General features: G+C 39.7%; 19 protein-coding genes. 10 read left to right on the plus strand and 9 right to left on the minus strand.

What is annotated here, in order from left to right:
* Nucleotides 1-763 precede the first annotated feature (763 nt).
* The 3 genes from V7O61_RS14960 (at nt 764) to V7O61_RS14970 (ending at nt 3645) form a co-directional block, all read left to right on the plus strand.
* Nucleotides 764-928, plus strand: coding sequence for a hypothetical protein (locus V7O61_RS14960; RefSeq protein ID WP_023845228.1), 165 nt, complete (start codon nt 764-766; stop codon nt 926-928).
* Nucleotides 929-1048: 120 nt separating this feature from the next.
* The gene (locus V7O61_RS14965; RefSeq protein ID WP_023843742.1) at nt 1049-2257 is read left to right on the plus strand and encodes an ISL3 family transposase; all 1209 of its coding nucleotides are present in this window, start codon (nt 1049-1051) and stop codon (nt 2255-2257) included.
* Nucleotides 2258-2847: 590 nt separating this feature from the next.
* Nucleotides 2848-3645, plus strand: a complete 798-nt coding sequence (locus tag V7O61_RS14970) for a ribonuclease HI family protein (RefSeq protein ID WP_407283163.1) — start codon at nt 2848-2850, stop codon at nt 3643-3645.
* A gap of 70 nt (nt 3646-3715) precedes the next feature.
* Here V7O61_RS14970 and V7O61_RS14975 read toward each other — a convergent pair whose 3' ends face one another.
* The 6 genes from V7O61_RS14975 to epsC all read right to left on the minus strand — a co-directional run bounded on the left by V7O61_RS14975 (nt 3716) and on the right by epsC (nt 10915).
* The gene (locus V7O61_RS14975; RefSeq protein WP_407283162.1) at nt 3716-5344 is read right to left on the minus strand and encodes an ATP-binding protein; all 1629 of its coding nucleotides are present in this window, start codon (nt 5342-5344) and stop codon (nt 3716-3718) included.
* A gap of 303 nt (nt 5345-5647) precedes the next feature.
* On the minus strand, nt 5648-6502 hold the full coding sequence (locus V7O61_RS14980; protein WP_407283161.1) for an ion transporter: 855 nt from the start codon (nt 6500-6502) through the stop codon (nt 5648-5650).
* 8 nt (nt 6503-6510) lie between these two features.
* A complete protein-coding gene (gene dinB, locus V7O61_RS14985) occupies nt 6511-7599 on the minus strand; it encodes a DNA polymerase IV (protein ID WP_407283160.1) in 1089 nt (362 codons plus the stop codon).
* Nucleotides 7600-7686: 87 nt separating this feature from the next.
* A complete protein-coding gene (locus V7O61_RS14990) occupies nt 7687-8745 on the minus strand; it encodes a GNAT family N-acetyltransferase (RefSeq protein ID WP_407283159.1) in 1059 nt (352 codons plus the stop codon).
* Between the two features lie 216 nt (nt 8746-8961).
* Complete coding sequence (gene cysK / locus V7O61_RS14995; RefSeq protein ID WP_407283388.1) at nt 8962-9891, minus strand: cysteine synthase A; 930 nt, start codon at nt 9889-9891, stop codon at nt 8962-8964.
* Between the two features lie 61 nt (nt 9892-9952).
* Nucleotides 9953-10915: a serine O-acetyltransferase EpsC gene (gene epsC / locus V7O61_RS15000; protein WP_407283158.1), complete on the minus strand. Its 963-nt coding sequence runs from the start codon at nt 10913-10915 to the stop codon at nt 9953-9955.
* Nucleotides 10916-11344: 429 nt separating this feature from the next.
* Between epsC and V7O61_RS15005 the strand changes: the two genes are divergently transcribed.
* The 3 genes from V7O61_RS15005 (at nt 11345) to V7O61_RS15015 (ending at nt 14099) form a co-directional block, all read left to right on the plus strand.
* The gene (locus V7O61_RS15005) at nt 11345-12502 is read left to right on the plus strand and encodes a Vms1/Ankzf1 family peptidyl-tRNA hydrolase (protein ID WP_407283157.1); all 1158 of its coding nucleotides are present in this window, start codon (nt 11345-11347) and stop codon (nt 12500-12502) included.
* 108 nt (nt 12503-12610) lie between these two features.
* Complete coding sequence (locus V7O61_RS15010; protein WP_407283156.1) at nt 12611-13465, plus strand: EFR1 family ferrodoxin; 855 nt, start codon at nt 12611-12613, stop codon at nt 13463-13465.
* Nucleotides 13466-13640: 175 nt separating this feature from the next.
* Complete coding sequence (locus V7O61_RS15015; RefSeq protein ID WP_023845172.1) at nt 13641-14099, plus strand: phosphate-starvation-inducible PsiE family protein; 459 nt, start codon at nt 13641-13643, stop codon at nt 14097-14099.
* A gap of 16 nt (nt 14100-14115) precedes the next feature.
* Here V7O61_RS15015 and V7O61_RS15020 read toward each other — a convergent pair whose 3' ends face one another.
* Nucleotides 14116-14940, minus strand: a complete 825-nt coding sequence (locus V7O61_RS15020) for a TrmB family transcriptional regulator (RefSeq protein ID WP_407283155.1) — start codon at nt 14938-14940, stop codon at nt 14116-14118.
* Nucleotides 14941-15066: 126 nt separating this feature from the next.
* Here V7O61_RS15020 and V7O61_RS15025 point away from each other — a divergent pair, with 126 nt between their 5' ends.
* Nucleotides 15067-15384, plus strand: coding sequence for a hypothetical protein (locus V7O61_RS15025; protein WP_407283154.1), 318 nt, complete (start codon nt 15067-15069; stop codon nt 15382-15384).
* A gap of 23 nt (nt 15385-15407) precedes the next feature.
* On the opposite strand, the gene V7O61_RS15030 is transcribed toward V7O61_RS15025, so the two are convergent.
* Nucleotides 15408-16109 carry a class I SAM-dependent methyltransferase gene (locus V7O61_RS15030; RefSeq protein ID WP_407283153.1) on the minus strand — a complete coding sequence of 234 codons (702 nt, stop codon included), beginning with the start codon at nt 16107-16109 and terminating at the stop codon, nt 15408-15410.
* 112 nt (nt 16110-16221) lie between these two features.
* Here V7O61_RS15030 and V7O61_RS15035 point away from each other — a divergent pair, with 112 nt between their 5' ends.
* Genes V7O61_RS15035 through V7O61_RS15045 form a run of 3 tightly spaced genes read left to right on the plus strand, consistent with a single transcriptional unit; the run spans nt 16222 to nt 19562 of the window.
* Entirely contained in the window at nt 16222-17427 is a 1206-nt protein-coding gene (locus V7O61_RS15035) for an aldo/keto reductase (RefSeq protein WP_407283152.1), read from the plus strand.
* A gap of 28 nt (nt 17428-17455) precedes the next feature.
* On the plus strand, nt 17456-18157 hold the full coding sequence (locus V7O61_RS15040; protein ID WP_407283151.1) for an ABC transporter ATP-binding protein: 702 nt from the start codon (nt 17456-17458) through the stop codon (nt 18155-18157).
* A gap of 10 nt (nt 18158-18167) precedes the next feature.
* Entirely contained in the window at nt 18168-19562 is a 1395-nt protein-coding gene (locus tag V7O61_RS15045) for a hypothetical protein (protein WP_407283150.1), read from the plus strand.
* A gap of 276 nt (nt 19563-19838) precedes the next feature.
* Here the strand turns inward: V7O61_RS15045 and V7O61_RS15050 are convergent, their stop codons facing one another.
* Nucleotides 19839-21494, minus strand: a complete 1656-nt coding sequence (locus V7O61_RS15050) for a SulP family inorganic anion transporter (RefSeq protein WP_407283149.1) — start codon at nt 21492-21494, stop codon at nt 19839-19841.
* Between the last annotated feature and the right edge of the window lie 168 nt (nt 21495-21662).

The raw sequence follows: 21662 nt of genomic DNA on the forward strand, positions 1-21662 counted from the left end.
AGTAGTCACCATTTTTGCCCGGAGAACTATTTTTTATGAGTTCAGAACATCATTCAGCCTGAGAACCGGAATCCGATAATTTCTGCGTTTTTCTTTTTTTTGGAATACTGATATTCTGTTTATAGTTCATTTCCTGCTTTTTCCCGAATTAGTTCAGATTATTTGTTTCTTAATGGATTCTTCCTGTTTTCTGGCGATCATGCAAAATTATAAATACTATTAGACCAGTTACCAGATGCCGACTTCCGCAAGTCGGGTAAAACAATCAAAACTAAAAGGAGAAAACGGTTATGCCTGAAAAATCAGAAGACAGAGTATTTGCTGCATCACCATTGCCACCTGTATTGCATGGAGTCAGATTAAGGGATACAAAAGCTCAGGACAAAGCACATACATCCTGTGAAAAGTAAGAATTATTCCTTCTTAATAATTTAACATTCTGTTTGGAGTTGTAGGGATGATAAGTTCATCCTTACTCTGGAGGTTGACCCTCATTATGTTATTATACTAATGAGGGTCTGATGGCAACAAACGGTATGCTTGTCTTCCATTTAAAAGCAAGGAACATGTTACCGTTTGAGCCTGAACTATTTTTTTTACAGATCGAGCAAAACAAACTTAAAATGGTGAGCAATAAAAAACCCTTATATTTCATTATTCCTTATATCATAGTATTATAATTACCCTTAAATATTCGGATATATTGCTCCGAACTGAAAAACAGAAAAACTGGCTTTTTTGCCTTCATTCACCTGGTGTAAAAATGGAAATTGAAGATTTTATTATTGCTAATATTGCTATTGCCATTCTGGCAAGTTCTTTCATCTATGCAGCGACCAATCCTCTCCCTTCAGGGATTCCAATACTTGAAACTCTGGCCATTGGTGGTCTCTGTGCCTACCTTTTTAATAATCCAAATATTTTGTAAGATCCATATCTGGAATCTTATTTATTATGGGTCGATCTAATATTTTCCAGATTTAATTTAATTGGATCTCCTCAAGATTGAGTGGGTAATTTAATATTCTGTTCATCCAATCCATATTGGATGGACGATAAACTCTTGATTCAAATGGCTCTGGGAATAACCCCTCCATGGTATGTGAAAGACATTGATCTTAATGTTTCTAAGAAAAGAATGGATATTTATCTAGATTTTACCAAGGGAACGAAGTTCCCTTGCCCAGTTTGCAACAAACTGTGTGATCTCCATGATACCAAAGAAAAAGTATGGAGACACCTTGATTTCTTCCATCATGAAACATACATTCATGCACGAGTTCCCCGAACAAAGTGTGATGGAGATGATGTAAAACTTGTAGAAGTTCCATGGACAAGACAAAATACTGGATTTACATTATTTTTCGAAGCACTAATCGTTGCAATGTCCAAAGAAATGAGTGTTTCTTCAATTGCTGAATTGATCAATATTCATGAAAATTCTGTATGGATAATTCTAGCTCATTATGTTGAAGAAGCCAGAGCAAAGATGGATCTCTCTGAGTTAGATACTATTGGAGTAGATGAAATATCTGTCAAAAAAGGTCACAGCTATGTGACCTTGTTCTATGATCTAAATCAATCAAGAGTAATTCATATTGAAAATGGAAAGAAAAGAAGTGTTTTCAAGAACTTCAGGGAAGTTCTTTCCAGAAAAATAGACCCTGATAATATCAAGTATATTTCAATGGACATGTATCCTGCTTTTAGGGGTGGAGCAAGGGAATATTTCCCAAATGCTAAGATCGTTTACGATAAGTTCCATATTGTCAAAATGATGAATGATGCAATTGATAAGGTTCGAAGAAAGGAGTATCAAACAAATAAAGATCTGGGTAAAACGAGATTCATGTGGTTGAAAAATCCTGAAAATCTATCGGATAGGGAAATAGCTAAGATTCGATCAATCAAAGATTTGGATACTAAAACAGCAAAAGCTTACAGATTTAAGCTTGGACTTCAACGTCTGTGGGATATAAAAAATATAGAGGTAGCGAGGGAATATCTTGACAAATGGCATTATTGGGGAACACATAGCAACATCAAGGAAATTATCACATTGGCCAAGATGATTAAAAGAAATTCTCATGGGATATTGGAATCAATCAAACAAGGTATCAGCAACGGTGTTGTTGAAGGATTGAACAACAAAATTAAAACTGCTTTTAAGAGATCATATGGATTGAAGACTGAGAAGTGTAGGAATACAATGATATTCTTGATGGCGGGTAAACTTCGTTTACCCACACGATGTTAAAGAGAGCCAAAAATAATATTAAGACTGCAATATATGTGTCTGTTATTCCTTTGATTAAGTTAGAATTTGTTACAAACAATATAAATAAGGAGCATAATATCAAGTTAGATAGTATATATGGAAGTATATATTTTTGGAACTTTTTAAAATCCTTGTTTTTCTTCAATTTGATATCAATCACTTGAATTCCACTATAAAATAAAACAAGTCCTACAACAGCAACGGCGTACAGTAGTGAAATTAGCTTTGCAGTTGAAGTGGAAATTATTGAGTCATCTGCAATTATTTGGATTGATGAGACTGCAAAAATATAAAATGTAATTGTAACAACAACAATCTCATTAATCTTCCTAGATATCATTACATAAAAAATAAGTTACATAAATATTAAGTTTCTTATTTTATATTGATTAATACATTTTTTATTTTATCTGTAATTGTCAACTGTGAGCAATGTCTAAATCTTGCGTCTTTTGAACTTGCAGAATCCAGATTATTCTATACTTATGTAGTTAATCCCTTTGGAAAGACATATTTCTCATTTCCCTTCCATCAGATACAAAAGCAATGACTAACTTTTTAAAGTAAATATGGACACACTGAATTTTGACGGCTCATGCGACCCGAATCCAGGAGGGATAATGGGATTTGGATGGATTATAAACTGGAGCAATGGCAAAAAACCAACGGAAGGTAGCAAGGAAAAGGAACCTTCAAAATCCAATACCAATAATGTTGCCGAATACACAGCCCTGAAGGAAGGTATAAAGAATTACCTCAAACTCGGGGGGAAAGGTCCTCTTCAGGTTCGTGGTGACAGCAAACTTGTCATTAGTCAGATGTCAGGGAAATGGAAAGTTAAAAATGAGAACCTGGCCGAGATAAAAAATGAAACTTCAGAGATAATCAAAAAGCACAATCTGAATGTCAAATTCACATGGGTTCCCAGGGAACAGAACAGTATTGCAGACAGGCTTGCCCTTCCTAAATCCAGACGCAACAACATGCCAAAATCTGATTCAAAAACAGAATCAAAATCAAACTCTGTTAAACCTGAGAACAGGAAGTTTGTTGCAGATGTGAATTCATCTTCTGTATCCTCAAAACTGAGACTTCAGATAAATGAACTTAATACTTCTCCCTCACCTGGTTTCAAATCTTTTGCACAGCTTAAGGTTGGAGGATTTGACTCATTTTCAAGGAAAAAACTTGAGACTTTACAGAAGGAAGCAGGCCCAAAAGCTTCTTCCATTGCTAAAAAGGAATTTCCCAATAATTCAAGTCAACAGGCTTCAGCACTCAGGTGGATGCTCAGGGGACTTTCCACAGACCTTGCGGTAAAAAAAGTCAAGGTAGATATTGAACTCAGTAAAAAGAGAAAAAAGTAAGAAAAAACTAATTTATCGGAGTTTCAGATAGTCCAAAGTTTCTGTTTTAAATTCAGATTCATATTAAGATTCAGAAGCATGGAGCCTTTCTGATGGTGAACCAGAAAACACTTCCACGGCCAATCGGATTGTTTTCAACTCTGATTTCCCCACCGTGAAGTTCCACTATCCTTTTTGCAATTGCAAGACCAAGGCCGCTTCCTTTTATGCTTCCTTTATCAGCACGTCTGAAACGCTCAAATATCATTTCCTTTTCATCATTATTGATTCCAGGACCTGTGTCAGTAACCTGTATTTTCCATTTATCCATGGCATCTGAAATGGCTATTGATATTCTCCCGTTTGGGGGAGTGAATTTTATTGCATTGGAAAGCAGGTTGAGGAATACTTCTTCCATTATAGGGTTAACAAATGAGGGATAAGGCCCCATTGCTTTCATATCGAAATTAATATCTTTTTTAGTCATTTCAGAATTGAGGTTCCTGACTACTTTTTCAAGAATGGGCAAAAAGTCCTGCTCCTCAAATTTGATATCGTCCACAGATTCCAGTTTAATGAACTTTGAAGCTGATTCTATCATATAGATCATTCTTTCATTGTTCTTGTGAATCTTATCAAGCAGAGTCTGCTTACTTTGCTCATCCTCGACAATTATCATCTCTTCAGTAAAACCGCGTATTATATTTGCAGGATTAAGAAGATCGTGTGTTAAGATATCTGTGAAAAGCACTTTCAGGTGGTTTGCATCCTCAAGACGTTTTGCATAGCTTTTGAGATTCTCTTCGGCTTCTTTTCTGCTGAGAGCTTCTGCAAGTACATTGGCCACAGATTGCATGAAGTGCATATCATCTTTAGTGAACACCCTTCTCTGCGTGGTGTGTACATTCATAACACCGTAAGGATCATCCCTGCTTCCGATAGTAACATCCATTCCGCTGACGATTCCATTCTCTTTTAGCAATGGTAACCCGCTTGTAAAGTTGTATTTCTCCTGTGAAATGTCTTCACTTATAGCTGGATCTTCATTGCGGTCAGAGTACAAAGTATAGCAGACAATGTCATTCTTGCTGTTTTCATTCTCATTTTTGCTGTTGTTTTCTTCTTCCCAGCCAACACCAGCAACCATGACTGCGCCATTACCTTCTTTTTCCATTATACGGCAGTATTCCACATCAAGGGTGTCTGTCACAAGTCTCACAGATTCCTGCATAAGCTTATCAAGGTCTGCTCCTGCAAGTCCTTCCTGTCCGAGTTTTGCAACTACAGCCTGTTGTTTTTCTCTCATTTTCAGGGTATTTTCAATGGATTTGCATTCGCTGATGTCCTTTGCATGTCTAACTACCATGGACACATTTCCATCATCGTCAAAAAGAGGTGAAAGCTCAATGAGTTTTGTTTTGTTGTCAAGAGGGTCTTCAATCTCAAACCTGCAGCATTTTCCTGTGGCAAAAACCTCCAGCAAACGGCATGATTCGCAGGGTTTTGACTGTTTCATGAGACAACTGTAGCATAATGGATTACCCATTTTTTCATTTGCAGGTATAGAATTGCAATTCTTCCAGTTGCTTGTTACAATCCGCATATTCCGGTCTATTACAACTATGAGATCCTGTACTGATGACAGGGTTTTTTTCAAGAGGTTGAGCTGCATACTGCTTGCATTGTCCAGCTCATCGTTTTTTGTGTCATAGATTGACATGTGAATCCCCCGGATACTTTCAATTATTGTGATTCAGGCGCAGGTAAGTTGTTACTGGAACTTTATACCATTAGTATAATGTTATAATACTGAATCAGGATGAAAACTTCTTGAATTCTGCTATTTATATGTATCCGGGATTTGCATATATGATGATGAGCATGAGTGTGATATATCAAAGCCTCTTATATATACTTCTAAAAAAATATGGTTACAATCTATATGCAGAGAATCAATAATATTATAAAGTGATAATATATCCAATCTCATATATTTACTGTAAATCAAGATATGATATTTCTCTTATAATTTTGTTCCGCAATGCTTGCAAAAGCGTGCATCGCTGTCGTTTTTATCATTACCGCAATTATTGCAGACGATCTTAAGTCTTTTCTTTTCTCTCTCTTCAATAGAGGCAAAACTTATCTCTGCCGTTACGATACCAGTTGGAACAGCTATTATGCTGTAACCAATTATCATAATAACCGAAGAAAGTGTGATTCCAAGAGGGGTTTTCGGAACAACATCACCATATCCGACAGTTGTCAGGGTTACGATAGCCCAGTAGATACTGAAGGGTATACTTGTAAATCCATTCTCTTCTCCCTCTATAAGATACATTAGTGAACCCAGAATGACTACGAGAGTTAGTACCGTGAAAAGAAAAACGGTTATCTTTCTTCGGCTGGCTTTCATGGCTGATACCAATAGTTCAGCTTCATCGAGGAATTTAACAAGCTTGAGAATACGGAATATTCTCAGCACCCTGAGTATTCTAATAACCAGCAGGAACTGGCTTCCCGGAAGGAAGAGACTCAGGTATGTGGGCATTATGGCCAGCAGGTCAACAATTCCAAAAAGACTGATTGCATACTTTGTTTTGCTTTTGACACAAAGCATTCGAAGGAGATATTCAATTGTAAAAATTATGGTGAAGAACCACTCTATATTGTAGAGCAGGTCGCCGTGTGCAAGCCTGAATGATTTCACGCTGTCCAGCATGACAGCTACCACGCTCAGGAGAATACTCACTATCAGAATTATATCAAAATTCTTCCCGGCCGGAGTGTCTGCCTCAAATATCACTTCATAGAGCCGGCTTCTCCAGTTATTCCCATCAGGTTTGTTATCTGAATATTTATCCTCATATGCAGCCATTGTAATCCTCAGAAATCAAAAAGGCTCTTTTGTCCCGTGCTTTCCTGCAGGTTGCCAACTCTCACTCCGATACGCCTGAAGTTAATAGTGCTTTCTTCAAGGAACTGTTTCATCAGTTCTACAGCATTCTCAGCAAGTATTTCCCTGTCATTAACGGCATGATTGAATGTTTTACTTTTTGTTGAAGTTTTGAAATTTGAGAATATAACGGTTACTGTTACGGAACGGAATGATACTTTCCTTTTTTTGACCTTGCCGATAACATCATCCATAAGCTCATCCAGCAATGAGAAAATCAAATTCTCATTTCGACTGTCATTTTTAAGTGATGCCATCCTGCCAATCTGGTCGCTTGCAGTTCTCTCCTTCACAGGACTATCATCCTGACCCGATGCAGCATTTTTCAGCCACATGCCTTTGCTCTTTCCAAAAACAGAGATAAGTTCCATAACATCAAAGGCAGCCAGCTCTTCAACAGTTTTAATCCCCATTTCAGCCAGCTTATCCTCAGTTACTTTGCCAATTCCCCATAATTTCTTCACCGGCATCGGTTTAAGAAAGTCCTCAGTATCTTCTGGTTTTATAATAGTTATTCCATCAGGTTTACGGAAAGATGATGCCATTTTGGCAATGAGTTTGTTGGGACCGATGCCAACTGAGCAGGTTATTCTTTCCTGCGACTTCACTTCTTTTTTAATTCTGAGACCGATTTCCTTTGCAATATCATAATCACCATTGCAGGATTCGCTTATCTCCAGAAAAGCCTCATCAATACTTATCTTTTCAAAGGCTTCCTCGCTGTCTGCATTGGACCTGAGTATCTCCATCACATTTGCAGAAACATCTTCATAGAACGCTTTCCGTACCGGCAGAAAAACAGCATCAGGCTTTTTGGATTTTGCAAGCTTGCACGGCATTGCAGAACGTATTCCGGCATCCCTTGCTATATAATTAGAAGTACTGACAGCTCCACCTGATTCCCCACGATTGGAATACATGCAGACAACAACAGCTTTCCCTTTGAGTGTCGGGTCTTCCCTCTCTTCTATTGCAGCATAGAAGTAGTCCATGTCCACATGAATTATCACACGTTCCATCAGTTAGTAAGAATGTTCAGGAGCTTTTTATGGTTAACTGAAAAATGGGTGAAAATTGAATGAGAAAATAAGTTTGAGGGATGAAACTTAAAGAATCGTATCCCTGCAATCCACATAAATGCGGCTAAAGTCTGGAACTTTTCCTGAAATTGGTTTTGCGTAGAGGTACAGGTTCTCATGCATTGGCTTGAACTTCTTCAGTACTCCTAGAACCGGATCATCAGGGTCAGTATAGGCTCCGAAGAACTTGCAGTTCGTTTCAAACATAAGGTTGTTGCAGTAGTCGATTATCTCTTCCATTGCAGGACTGTGTTCCTGCTCAAATGCGAAATCTACAATTGAATGCATTTTACAGACCTCACCTTCCGTTGGAATATCCGGCACTCTTGTAAAGTGTCTGAGTATTCCGTATGCATTTGCCATTACTTTCCACATCATCGGCTCCTTTGTGTATGTAACTTCCATAAGGACTGAAGCATCCCAGAAACCTGCACAGGCAACAATATGTCCTTTCCATTTTGCCGTTATGAAATTCTCGAGACCATATCCAAATATTCTCTCAGTATAGTCTTTGAAACTCTCTATGGTAAAAGGACAAAATTGGGCATTTCCATGGTAGTAGCTGTTGATCAGTTTGATGGTATCATGAATGTCTTCGGCATTTATTCTTTCAATTTCATAACCGCTTTCCATATTCTCTTTTTTGTAAGCTGAAATCGAAATAGCCTGTATGCTTTTCTCTCTCATGTAACCAAGCTTTTCAAAAAGATCCATGAACTCTTCATTAGGTTCATACGCATAACAATAGATGTAAGAAGCCTTTGCTTCAGCTGCAGCTTTTTCTGCTTCCCTGACAAGTTCGACTTCTAGTCCCTGATTTTTGTGGTCAGGATGAACCATTACTTCTGCAATGTAAAGATATGGTTCATCCGTTCCTTTTTTAATAGTCCAGCCTATCCATCCCACAGCGGTGGCATTCTTTTCTGCAACACGGATTTCCCAGTTGTCATAAATTTCGTATCTTGCTGTAATATCCGGTCCCTTGTCAATGATCATTGCACATTCTTCATTCCCCTGAGGACACAATTTTTCAATATTCAACAGAGAATCGTTATCCTCTTCCCTAAAAGGTCTTATATTGACCATGCAATCACCTGGTATCCTTTATTAGATGTCCCGGTAACAAAGGAACCCGGAAAAACAGAGTCATTACTCCGCATCACAGATTTTGTATTTTACTACTCCCAAATAAAAATTGAATTTGATGGGATATATAGGTTTTGGATATAAATAAACTCAAATGCATAAAATATACAGGGACAGTCATCAATATAGTTTGCAATGTACAGCTCCTTACAATTTTCATTCTTCAAAATCAGCAAGTGCTGTGCTTAGATATCTCTCCCCTGTGTCCGGTAATATTACAACTATCATTTTTCCGGTGTTTTCCTGCCGTCTGGCAACCTGCAATGCTGCATGAAGAGCCGCTCCACATGAGATTCCTACAAGAATTCCTTCTTTTTTTGCCATTTGTCTTGCAGTTTCAAAAGCCTCCTCATTGCTGACTTTTATAACCTCATCAATGATCTCCGTATTCAGTACATCAGGGATGAAACCGGCGCCAATTCCCTGTATCTTGTGTGGCCCGGGATTCCCACCGGAAAGAACAGGTGAATCTTCCGGTTCCACAGCTATTGCCTTAAAAGAAGCTTTGCGGGATTTAATTACTTCAGAGATTCCGGTAATAGTTCCTCCCGTCCCGACACCTGCCACAAGATAATCCACTTCACCATCTGTATCTTTCCAGATTTCCTCAGCCGTTGTACGACGGTGAATATCAGGATTTGCAGGATTCATAAACTGGTGTGGAACAAAGGAATTCTTAGTCTTCTTTGCCATCTCTTCAGCTTCCACGATGGCTCCATTCATGCCTTTACTTCCAGGAGTGAGAACTATCTCAGCGCCAAGCAATCTGAGTATCTTCCTTCTTTCAATGCTCATGGTTTCCGGCATCGTAAGAATAAGACGATATCCTTTTGCAGCACAGACAAATGCAAGTCCTATTCCTGTATTTCCTGATGTTGGTTCTATAACAACAGAATCCTTATTGAGAAGTCCCTCCTTTTCAGCTGTTTCTATCATATTAAGGGCAATACGGTCCTTAATTGAACTCAATGGGTTGAAGGATTCAACTTTACCTATCACAGTTGCATGGCACCCTTCAGTTATTCTGTTCAGGCGGACAAGAGGGGTCCTTCCAACGGTCTTTGTTATGTCTTCATGAATTCTGATTTTACCAGCTCCCTTTAAAATTAATTGATTTCCTGAGATTCAAAGCATATGACAGATACTCTCATTTTTTCTCCTTGAAAATGAGTCTTGGTTCTTCGATGACTACCTTCGTATCAGGTGGAACAGATTTTGTAATCCAGACATTACCACCTATTACCGTTCTCGCTCCAATTACGGTATCTCCACCAAGAATAGTTGCATTGGAATAGATGACGACGTCATTTTCAATGGTAGGATGCCTTTTTTTGTCCCGGATGAGCTTTCCGGTTTCATCCTTTGGAAAGCTCAGGGAACCCAGGGTAACTCCCTGATAGATACGAACATTGTCCCCAATTTCACAGGTTTCACCGATAACCACACCTGTACCGTGGTCGATAAAGAATCCTTTACCTATATTTGCGCCAGGATGAATATCGATTCCTACAACGCTATGAGCATACTCAGTCATGATGCGGGGTATTATGGATATTCCTTGTTTGTGCAGTTCATGTGCTGATCGGTATACAGTCATTGCAAATATTCCCGGATAGCTGAAGATGATTTCATCATAATTCTTGGCTGCAGGGTCTCCCTCATAAGTGGCAATGATATCTGAAGCCAGCATGGACCTGATTTCAGGTATTTTCTTCAGGAACCGTAATGTTTCCTCATGGCCGCGATCTATGCATTCTGTGCACTCCTCATCGTGGCGGTTACATTCATGAATTATGCTGTTGGTTATCTGTTCCGAAAGCTTTGAAAACAGTTCGGTGATCTCATTTCCCAGATGATAGGGGAGAGTATTCTTATCAACTGTCTGATCCCCGAAATAGCCGGGAAAGAGAATATCCTTAATCAGGTCGATAATTTCAATAAGTGCTTCCCTGGATGGAATCACGGCCGCTTCAAGGTGGTCAAAACATCCCTTGTCAGAACAACTGTTGACAACAAGGTCTACGATACCAGGAATTTCCGGGCGGTATATGTTGTCGACCATGGAGTTCAGAATCGAGCATCTTTTTTGTTCTGATGATGTTTTGGTCATGTTTATCACACCTTTTTCACTGTTATTTATTTGTACTGTTAACACCGTTAACAGCATTTCCCTATCACAAACTTCTTTTTTTGTATAGTGTTTTTATTTCTAAATTTTGACTGCACTCAGAAGTACCCACTTTCAGCAAACCCATAATAAGATTGAAAATGATTGCATTTAAGATTTTGGAAGCTGTTATCGAAGTATTGATCTGGAATAAGAGAATAGCAATCTTAGCTGGTTAAAGGACTTTTACTGAGAATCAGGGCACTTTAAGACCCCTTTATTTCCAGTAGAGAAGTATGACAAGTTAAATCCAGTCTATGCCTGGAATCAGTTAATTATAATAATTAATATCCTATTTGCTTACATTTTAATAAGCCATCCTTCCTGAGATGATGTAAATAAATTTAAATAGAAACCAACATTAGATATTTTATGCAATTATCTGAAGATCAAAAAGAGATTATAAGTGAGGAACTGCTTCCGGTTACCGATATTGATATCAGGGCGCTGTCTGAGATATATGATGAGCAGGACATCTATCTTTCAGTTTACCTGCCTGTGTCAGGTAGGGAAAATGAGCACCTGAATAATATCTTTGTGGATTCAAGGGTAAGTGCTATCAAAAAAGCTTTGAACCCTGAACTTCGCTTTGAGTTTGAAAAGACTTTTGAGATGGCAAAGTCCTCAGTTTTTGGCGAGCCGATTTCAGGCGAAAAAGGAAGAATCATTTTTGCAAGCTCAAAAGAAGCTTTTCTTCATGTTTACAGACTTGCAGTGGAACCGGAGCAGTCTTTCGTTCTTGACACATCACCATATCTGCTTCCACTGGCGAAACTGAGAGCAGATTATGAGGACTACGGCGTGCTTCTGGTTGATTCCCAGGAAGCTAAGTTCACATGCATACGCTCGGATATTGCAGAAGAAAAGAAACACCTCTCAACCGATCTTATGAACAAGCACAAAAAAGGAGGCTGGAGCCAGGCTCGTTTTAACCACCTGAGAAAAGGTGCAATCAAATCCTTCCTGTCAGAAGTTGCTGAAAATGTTCAGGAGACCTGTGACCAACTGCAGACAAGAGGTTTTGTTCTTGCAGGACCAGGAGAAGCAAAGCAGCAGCTTATGGAAATGCTTCCACAGGAAATCCAGCATAAGGTTCTGGGTGTTATTGACGTTCCTATTGATATCTCAAGGGATGAGCTGGTAGAAGCCGGAGATGCTGTGCTTCAGGAAAGTGAGCATTCTGAGGCAGTAACTGTGGCTGAAGAACTTAAAGCTGCGATTCTCAAAGGTGGTCTTGCCGCTTATGGACTTGAAGATGTAAAAACCGCACTTGAACAGGCAAGAGTCAACACCTTAGTAATTCTGAAAGATTCATCTGTTCCTGGATGGATTTGTGAGAAGTGCCAGAACCTGCAGGCAAATGCCAAGCCTCCAAAAGAGTGTGAAAGATGTGGAGGTCCGACATCGGTTGTGAATGTGGTCGAAGAACTCTATGAAATGGCACAGCGTACCGGTGCAAAAGTCGAGTTTGTGGAAATAGAGGATTTTTTTGACTCTGATAATGTGGTGGGTGCGCTTCTGAGATATTAAAATCAGAGGACTTCAAGGGTATAAGAGAATTAATCCTTTGCCCATTATCTTTCGATCAGATATGGAATCTAGATTAGATTCGATGCAAAATAAAAAGGAGAATAATAAATGGAAAATATGGAAAAAGAAGATATCACACCTTTTAATGTGATCGTCGTTTTCTTTTCTGCTACGGGAAATACAAGAAAAATTGCTGATACAATTAAAAGTAAACTAAGTGACCTGGGAGTTTCTGTTACTCAGTTTGATATAAGCTCCCCCAAGGACAGAAATAAAAATATTTCTTTTAGTGACTATGATGCTGTCTTTTTCGGATTCCCTATTTATTCTTTAAGGGCACCACGCGTTTGCAGGGAATGGCTTATGCGCCAGAATGGTGAGTCAAAGAGGTGCTCGGTGTTTTTTACTTATGGAGGATTCGGAAAAGAACCGGCTCACTATTATATCAAGGAATTACTTGAGAAACGTGATTTCTCTCTTGTTTCCACTGCAGAATTTCTGGGAGCACATACCTTTAATTATAGCGGGTGGGAGGCTGCTCAGGGGCGACCGGATAATTCAGATATGAAAGTAGCAGAGGAATACACTATCAAAACACTTGAAAGATTCAGGGCTGATAAGCTCACAAAAGTAGATGATTTTGAAAAACCACCTTATCCTGTGGAACAACTGGATGAAGCTGAAAAATACAGGTTCCGTTTGATAACGCAACTTCCGACAAGGGATGGCAAGGAATGTTGCTTGTGCATGCAGTGCGAAGAGCTTTGTCCTACAGGTTCTATGGACGCAGTAAGAGGTATAGTGAATCCGAAATCCTGTATTGCATGTTTCAGGTGTATTGCAAGTTGTCCAGAAAATGTTTTGCACACAAATGATATAGCAAATTCATGGGAAAACAAATTAAAAATGCATAATACCTCTAAAGAGGAAATAGACGGGATGGAGAGCAAGATATTTTTATGAGTCTTTGATAAGCAGCAAAATAAAAACTTTTATCATACTTTCTTAGCTGCTTTATTTTACACAGAAAACTCTGTCTTCATACTAAAGCGCTCAAATGAGCACAATGGTAGAAAAGAAATACATTACGTGCATATAATGAACTAACTCTATTTCCATCATAAAATTGGCGGGGTTCATGTCATATGGTATGTTAACACACGAGAAGATATTCAGGAAAGTCATCAACATAGTGACAATTATTGTTCTGTATATACTGCTGCTGGCGATAATAGTAGGAATGTTTAATGTTTTCCAGAATATCGGACTGGTATGGTTAAAAAAAGGTGGCTTCAGTCAGGTAGTTTACAGTGTACTGACAATTTTTGTGCTTATTGATTTTTTCAAAGCTTTTGCAGATTACCAGGTTCATGAAAGGATCAGGCTCACGTATGTGACCGACGCAACAATTTTGATAGTTTTGCGTGAGATTACCGTACTTATCTACAGTCATGAATTTGAAACAGAGACTTTGCTTGTATTTGCAGCATTGCTTTTAGTTTTAGGTATTGTACGTGGGATTGCAGTGAGGTTTCCAGCATCCGGTAATGTGAATGTAAAATCATTGGAGATGGATAGAAAATCAGGAGAAGAATGAGCAACATGCTCTTTCATCAATGCAGTTTTTTAGCTGATTCCCACATTTCCTCGAATTTTCCCTGTAGTTTGGATGCCAGTCGCTGGTCCCAGACTTTTGTCATGGCTATCACGTTATTCTGTTCAACGGGATCGATTATGCTGAATACGACCTTATCGTTGTCGATGATCGTGAAATATGCAGGGAATGGCTCATCCTGATACCTGATCTCAATGTTACCGGCAGTGTCGTTCATCCCATAGGATTCATCATCTGGTGTGTGCATCATTCCGGTTTCTTTTGAAGAAAGCATTCGTAATTTAACCCCACGTTCAAAGGCTTTCATCATTTCCTGTCGAGTCTCAGATTCATTCGTTTCATCTGAATGTGAATGAAAACCTGATGCTGCTGTTTTAGGTAGATAAAGCAAAATACATATTTCTTTTTCTGCTTCTTCAAAATTTGATTTTGTCATCTCTGGAATTTCATTTCCCATTGCAGTTATCCAGAATGATCTCTCTGCTGGCTTCTGGGTCTTGATCTCATCGATCTCTTTTCCAATATCAATGATAAGTTTTCTTGTGTTTTCCAGATCCTCATCCACTTGTTTCTTCTTTTCGGCATAAAGTCCGTTCAATGCGTTGCTGGGTTTTTTGGCCATATACTTTTTAGGCCTGCTGTTCTGGACTTCAAATAAGCCTTTTGTTACAAGTGAATTCATAGTTTCGTATATTTTACCATAAGGAATGTTGGTTTCTTTGTGGACAGCACCAGCTTCCGCAATCCCATGTTTCAGAACATAAAGGTAGGCATCAACTTCGTACTTGTTCAATCCCAGTTTTATTAATTTATTTTCCAGCATCTTTGAAACCCATTGTATGTGTTATCCAGAGTGTAAACCGTTTAAATATTGATTTCCATTTAAGTAATAAGATAGACACAACTCATAAGTGGTGTTTAAATAAATAGATTATGTAGAGGTACAAAAATGACAGATAAAAGAATGACCCCTAAAATGGCTGCATTACAAAAAACAATAGAAGAGGCACATCTAAACATAAAAGAAGCACATAAGGACATGAGCCCTGAGGACATACAGACATATCATGAAATAATGGAAAAGATGACTCCTGAAATGCTCACATTGAAACTGACACTGGATGAGGCAGATAAAAGCGTAAAAAAAGCATCTGATGCACTGAGTCCTGAGGAAATGCAGACATATCATGAAATATTGAAAGAGAAGTATCCACACGGAACGGATGACCCCCATCATGTTAATCATGGGTGCCACGGTAATCACTAAGTATCGAACGAATTTCCGGTTTTTTACTTAATGCAGTAGAAACCAGCCTGCATGTAAGAGTACCAGAACAGTTCCACAGTTCTGAATCCGGTTTCCCTGAGCAGTTTGAGATGTTTCTCAACTGTTATCGGGAAATATTCTGTCCCAAAACGTTCAAGATGGATCTTGATTTCATCCTCAGTTCTCCCGTGAACTCTCTGGAAATCTCCCCAGTATCTTTTACCAACGCTGATACCCTCTTCTGTAAGTGGGCTGATGTTCTCAAAAGTGATGAAAAATCCACCTTCTTTGAGAAGTTCATAACATTTCTCCACTGCTTTTTTCCTGTTTTGCATGTCAAGATAATGGTGGCACTGGATTGCAGTAATTACATCAGGCTTTTCGCTTAGCTCCTGTGTGAAATCCTGGGTTGCAGAAGCTTCGAGAATTTTCACCCTGTCACAGGTGCATGATGAGAGTTTTTCCCTTGTCTGCTTGAGCATTCCTTCTGAAGGGTCAAGCATCAGGAATTTTGTGTCAGGGAAATGTTCAATGGCTTTTGAAATGAATGTACCTGTTCCACATCCGGTATCCATCCATACCTTTGGTTTTTCCGGTAGCGATGCGACGAGATTTATGGTTTCCTCATGGAAGGATTTGTAATATGGAAGGACAGTGGATATTTTATTGTCGTAATCCTCTGGAAGATGAGGAGTTTTATTTTCTGGATCCTTGGCAGAAGGCATATAGCAAAATGGAACATTTCATTCTTTATATTTCCTTTGCAGAGACTTTAAGTAATGCAAGAATCAAATGACTGATTAGTCATTTTGATATTTAAAATCGGAGAATAAGAGGATGTTATACAGAAAAATGCCAAAAAACGGAGATGAAATTTCAATACTGGGTTTTGGCGCCATGCGTCTGCCAGTAAATGAAGATGGAAGTATAGACAGGAAGACGGCAACTGACATGGTTCGAAATTCTATTGATAATGGAGTGAACTATATTGATACCGCATGGCCCTATCACATGGGAGAAAGTGAGACTTTTCTTGGCTGTGCACTTACAGATGGATACAGGGAAAAGGTAAAACTTGCCACAAAGCAGCCACAATGGATGGTTAAAAAGCCAGAGGATATGGATAAGTTCCTCAACGCACAGCTTGAGAAACTCAATACCGATCATATCGATTACTATCTTATACACAGTCTTGTAGGCAGTAGCTGGAAAACAATTAAAGAAATCGGCGTACTTGAATTCCTTGACAAAGCAAAGGCCGATGGTCGCATAATCAATGCAGGTTTTTCCTATCATGGCGACCCTGAAGATTTTGCACCGATAGTCGATGCTTATGACTGGGATTTCTGTCAGATTCAGTACAATTTCCTGGATATCAATGTTCAGGCAGGAACAGCAGGTCTCAAATATGCTGCATCAAAAGGTCTTGGTGTTGTAATTATGGAACCCCTGCGTGGTGGAAATCTTGCAGACCCCGTTCCACAGGAAGTTCTGGATATCTGGAACGAGGCAGATGTAAAACGCAGTCCTGTTGAGTGGGCCCTTAGATGGGTGTGGAACCACCCGGAAGTTACTGTTGTTCTTTCAGGTATGAGTGCCCCGGAACATGTTGAAGAAAACCTGAGAATTGCAGAAGAAGGTCTTGCAAATTCACTGACCGAAAAAGAACTTCAACTTGTGGAAAGAGTTGCAGAGAAGTACGGTGAGCTCATGAAGATCAACTGTACCGGGTGCAGATATTGTATGCCATGTCCTGAAGGAGTCGATATCCCTGCATGTTTTGATGTCTACAACAACCTGCACATGTTCGGTGGTGAAGACAGACTTAAGATGATGTATGCTGCGAAAATGGGTGGAATTCTCAGAGGTGCAGAGACAAATTTTGCTTCACAGTGTGTGCAGTGTGGCCAGTGTCTGGATGCATGCCCTCAGCATATTCCAATACCTGACATGCTTGAGAAAGTTGCAGAAGAATTTGAAGGTCCGGGACTTGGGGAGAGAATTGCTTTTGCAAAACAGTTGTTTGCTGATGACAGTTGCTAAAATAAAATGATGATTGCAGGTAGGTGCAATGATAACCGTAAAGAATCTCTCAAAGAATTTCGGTGACCTCAAGGCTGTGGATGCCGTTGACCTTGAAGTCAAAAAAGGTGAACTATTCGGACTTCTTGGTCCGAACGGTTCAGGCAAAACAACAATTATCAAGATGCTCACCGGCCAGATCAAACCAACTGAAGGTGAGGTTTCAGTGCTTGGAGTCGATGTGCTTGCCAATCCTTTGAGAGTAAAAGAGCTTACCGGTATCATTCCTGAACATGAAACGCCACCAAGTTTCCTTACGGCTGAAGAATACCTGTACTTTGTTGCTAAAATAAGAAAGCTTGAAGCTTTTGAAGATAAGTGTGAGTGGTGGTTTTCGTATCTTGATTTTGCAGGCCAGAAGGATGTACTCTGCAAAGACCTTTCCAGGGGAACAAGACAGAAACTGATGCTTGCACAGGCATTCCTGCACGAACCTGAACTTGTGATAATCGATGAGCCTCTCATCAATCTCGATCCGCTGATGCAGCGTAAGGTCAAGGATTACCTTAAGGGTTATGTAAGTAAGGGAGGAACAGTTTTCATATCAACCCACATTCTGGAAATTGCCAGGGAAATATGCAGCAGCATGGGTATAATCTACAAGGGAAAGCTGGTTTTTTCAGGAAACATGGACGACCCTGCAATCGGTGACAGGCCACTTGAAGATTTCTTCCTTGAACTTGTAAACTGAGGTGTCGGTAATGTTTGAGCTGTTCAGGAGCATGATGAAAGAAGAATGGAGGATGCATTCCGCATTCTTTGGAGACAGGGGCTTTGCTCTCTTTCCGGTTGTGATTGCAGCAGTTTCCATGTTACTTTCACTTTCCATGGTTATTTTCGGAAAGATTATCAACCAGACCGATGTGCTTCTGGGAATCCATTACCTTCTGCTTTTCATGGGTTCAATGGTTGGAGGTTTTGGTCTTCTCGGAAGGGAAGTCATGAACAGACGCTTTGGTCAGGCAAGTCTGCTGGCTTATTCCTCAAGGACGCTTCCAATATCTGAGAGAGTCATTTTTGCTAATTTCATTGTCAAGGATGTTCTCTATTATTTCTTCCTGTACGTGCTGCCGTTAACTGTGGGATTTATTGCCGGAGCCATCATTATTGATATTCATTATTCTTTCTTCCTGCTGCTCTTGACACTGTTCCTTTCATTCTGCATCGGACTTTCATTTGTATTCCTACTTTCAACGATCTATGCAAACCTGGGAAAGAAGGCTCTTTTCCTGCTACTTTTGATTCCTGTATTGTTCCTGATTTTCTTTCAGGGACTCGAATTTGAAGTATTCTACAGGCTTCCATCATTTGTTCTCTATACGGAGCCTTCCCTGAATATTTTAATAACCTGTCTTGCTTTTATTCTTGTGCCATCTGTAATATCCCTGATATTCCTGAAAGTGGATTATCCGCAATCCCAGAAACATTACAGAAACCAGTTCAGTGAAATTTCTGAGAGATTGAATTTCTATGTTTACTCTCACTTTATGACAAAGGACTATCTGGATTTCAGCCGCAGTGAGGGAGGTGCAGGAAAAATAGTATTCTCGTTCCTTGTGCCTGTTTTGCTTGTATGGCTGTTCCTGCCCCAGTTGCTTAAAGCTGTGCCAGGGTTGGACACTCTTGTGGTTTTCACAGTAGTTGTAGGCATGATGGCATCTTCAATGTATAACTGGCTGGTTGAGTTCGACATGTTCAGCTCATACTCCTTCCTTCCGCTAACGGTTGCTGATGTTTTGAGGAGCAAGCTCAACAGTTATTCGCTGCTCAATGTAGTTCCTTTTCTGGTGGTTGTGATAGCTACTATTTATGCAGGGAGATTGACTGACATTGTTCACATGGCAATTCTGTTTGTTGCAATTTCCATGTATGTTGTTTCGGTGACTGTTTATCTGACAGGTCTTAACACAACATTTTCACTATACAGTGCAGGTACTTTTGCAAGTTATGTGCTGGCTATCGGTCCTATTGTTCTGGGAACTATTTTTCTTGCTCAGGTAAACTTGCATCTGGTGCTTGTGTCTGTTCTACTGATGCCGGTTTCTTTGTTTGTGCTTAAGAGGAGTTTTGTAAAGTGGGATCAGTGGGAAATCTGACTATCCACAATTTCCTGATAATTTATTGATCTGACAATTTTAGCGATTTACTAAAACATCACGCTGTGTAAATTTTACAGGGGAAAATGTTTTATCTTCTTTAACCCAACAATAAAACGTAACTACTCGCCTCTGTAGAAATTCTGATGAGATCAATATCGGCGAGTTAAGCAAATATCTGTTCGTACACCAATATAGATAATTGTAGTCCCGAACGTATTATTTCAATCATTTCTACAGAGACAATTTTTATTTCTTTTCTTACAGAAATTCAATTTATTTTTTGTCATTTTCTTTCTTAACAAACTCCAGAGCTTTCTGGCTGCTCTCACAAATATGCACATGCTGCTTTTTCATGAGTTCTGTCAGTTCCAGGTCGCTTTCCATTCTCTTCATGACCTCAGGCTGTACTGAAGTAAGATATACCCTCTGATGCTGCTTTCTGCTTGCCTTAATAAAGCTCTTGAGGCGCTCGATTCCTGTTGTATCGATGAAGGGGACGTAACGCATACGCAGGATTATGTGAGGTTTGCTTATTGCCATGTGCTCATTTATTTTGCTCTCGAACACGTTCATGGCTCCGAAGAAGAATGGTCCGTTTATGGTGTAGACTGAGACGTTCTTCTCAAGGTAGGGGTCAGCAAAGATGGTGGCATTGATACCTTTTGTCCTGTCGTAGTTCTCCATTGTCTGGATGTCGATAACATTTGTGAGTCTTATGAAGAGTAGTATAATTGAGAGGAACATACCCATCTGGACAGCGAATACAAGGTCAGTGAGTACGGTAAGCAGAAAAGTTACAAGCAGAACTGCGGTGTCCATTTTGCTGATGCTCATGGTGGTTTTGAACTCGTCAATGTTTATCATTCTCAGGGAAACCAGAATGAGCACACCTGCAAGGTATGCTTTTGGTATGAAAGCAGCAACTGGACCGAGGAAAACGAGTATCATAAGAAGTATCAGGGCGTGAATTATTCCTGACATCCGGGTCTTTGCACCTTCCCTGATGTTGACTGCACTTCTTGCAATTGCTGCTGTACATGGAATTCCTGAAAAGAAGGGCAGTGCCATGTTGGCGATTCCCTGACCTATGAGTTCTTTGTTGCTGTCATGTTTGCTGTTGGTCATACCGTCACAGACCACGGCGCAGAGCAGTGCTTCGATGGAACCGAGAAGTGCTATTGTGAGAGCGGCTGGCAAGACATTCATGAGCAGTTCAAGGTTGAAGTTTATCATCTGGATTTGTGGAAGTCCGGCAGGGATGCTGCCTACAAGTGGTATCTCAAATCCGAAGTGGTATACTATGATAACAGAGAGAATGAGTGCGATTATTGAAGGTGGGAGGCTGTTGATGTATTTTATTCTGGCCATGAGTTCCGGCAGGAATAAGAGAAGAAGAATTGTGGCTGCACATATTATTACTGCTGTTGTGCTGATGAGATTTGCACTGGAGATTATGGCGTATAGTGTTTCCCATACGTGTTCTTTTGAAGGGATGACAAGTCCAAGTGCGTTTGGTATCTGACCTATGAGAATGATTGCACCGATACCGCTCGTGAATCCTGATATGACGGGTAGAGGGATGTATTTGACAACTTTACCAAGTTTCAGGATTCCGAACAGTATCTGAAATGCACCAGCAAGGAAACCTGCAAGGAGGAGTCCTTCAAGCTCGAAGCTGTGCAGTGTTGAAAGTATGATTACGGTCATCGCTCCGGTTGGTCCGGAAATTGAGTACCGTGAGCCTCCGGTTGCCGATACCAGCATACCTGCGATGACAGCTGTGTATAAACCCATCTGGGGCTCTACACCTGAAGCAATCGCAAAAGCAATAGCAAGCGGCAATGCCACAACAGCCGTGATAAATCCGGCCTTTAAATCACTCGTAAACGATTCTTTAAGGTAATTTGAGACTCTGTTTTGAATATCCATTTGAAAGCCAGCTGACCCGCGTCAAAAATGTTCTGATGGTGGGTAAAAGTGTTATTAAATATATAAAACCGATTGATAATGAAAATAAGTTATAGATGTTATTGGAAATTATGAGAAAAGATGTTTTCTATATTTTCATACTTTAAATTAATTGGTAAAATCACCAAA

Source organism: Methanolobus sp. WCC1 (assembly GCF_045690315.1).
In the GTDB taxonomy this organism is placed as follows: domain Archaea; phylum Halobacteriota; class Methanosarcinia; order Methanosarcinales; family Methanosarcinaceae; genus Methanolobus; species Methanolobus tindarius.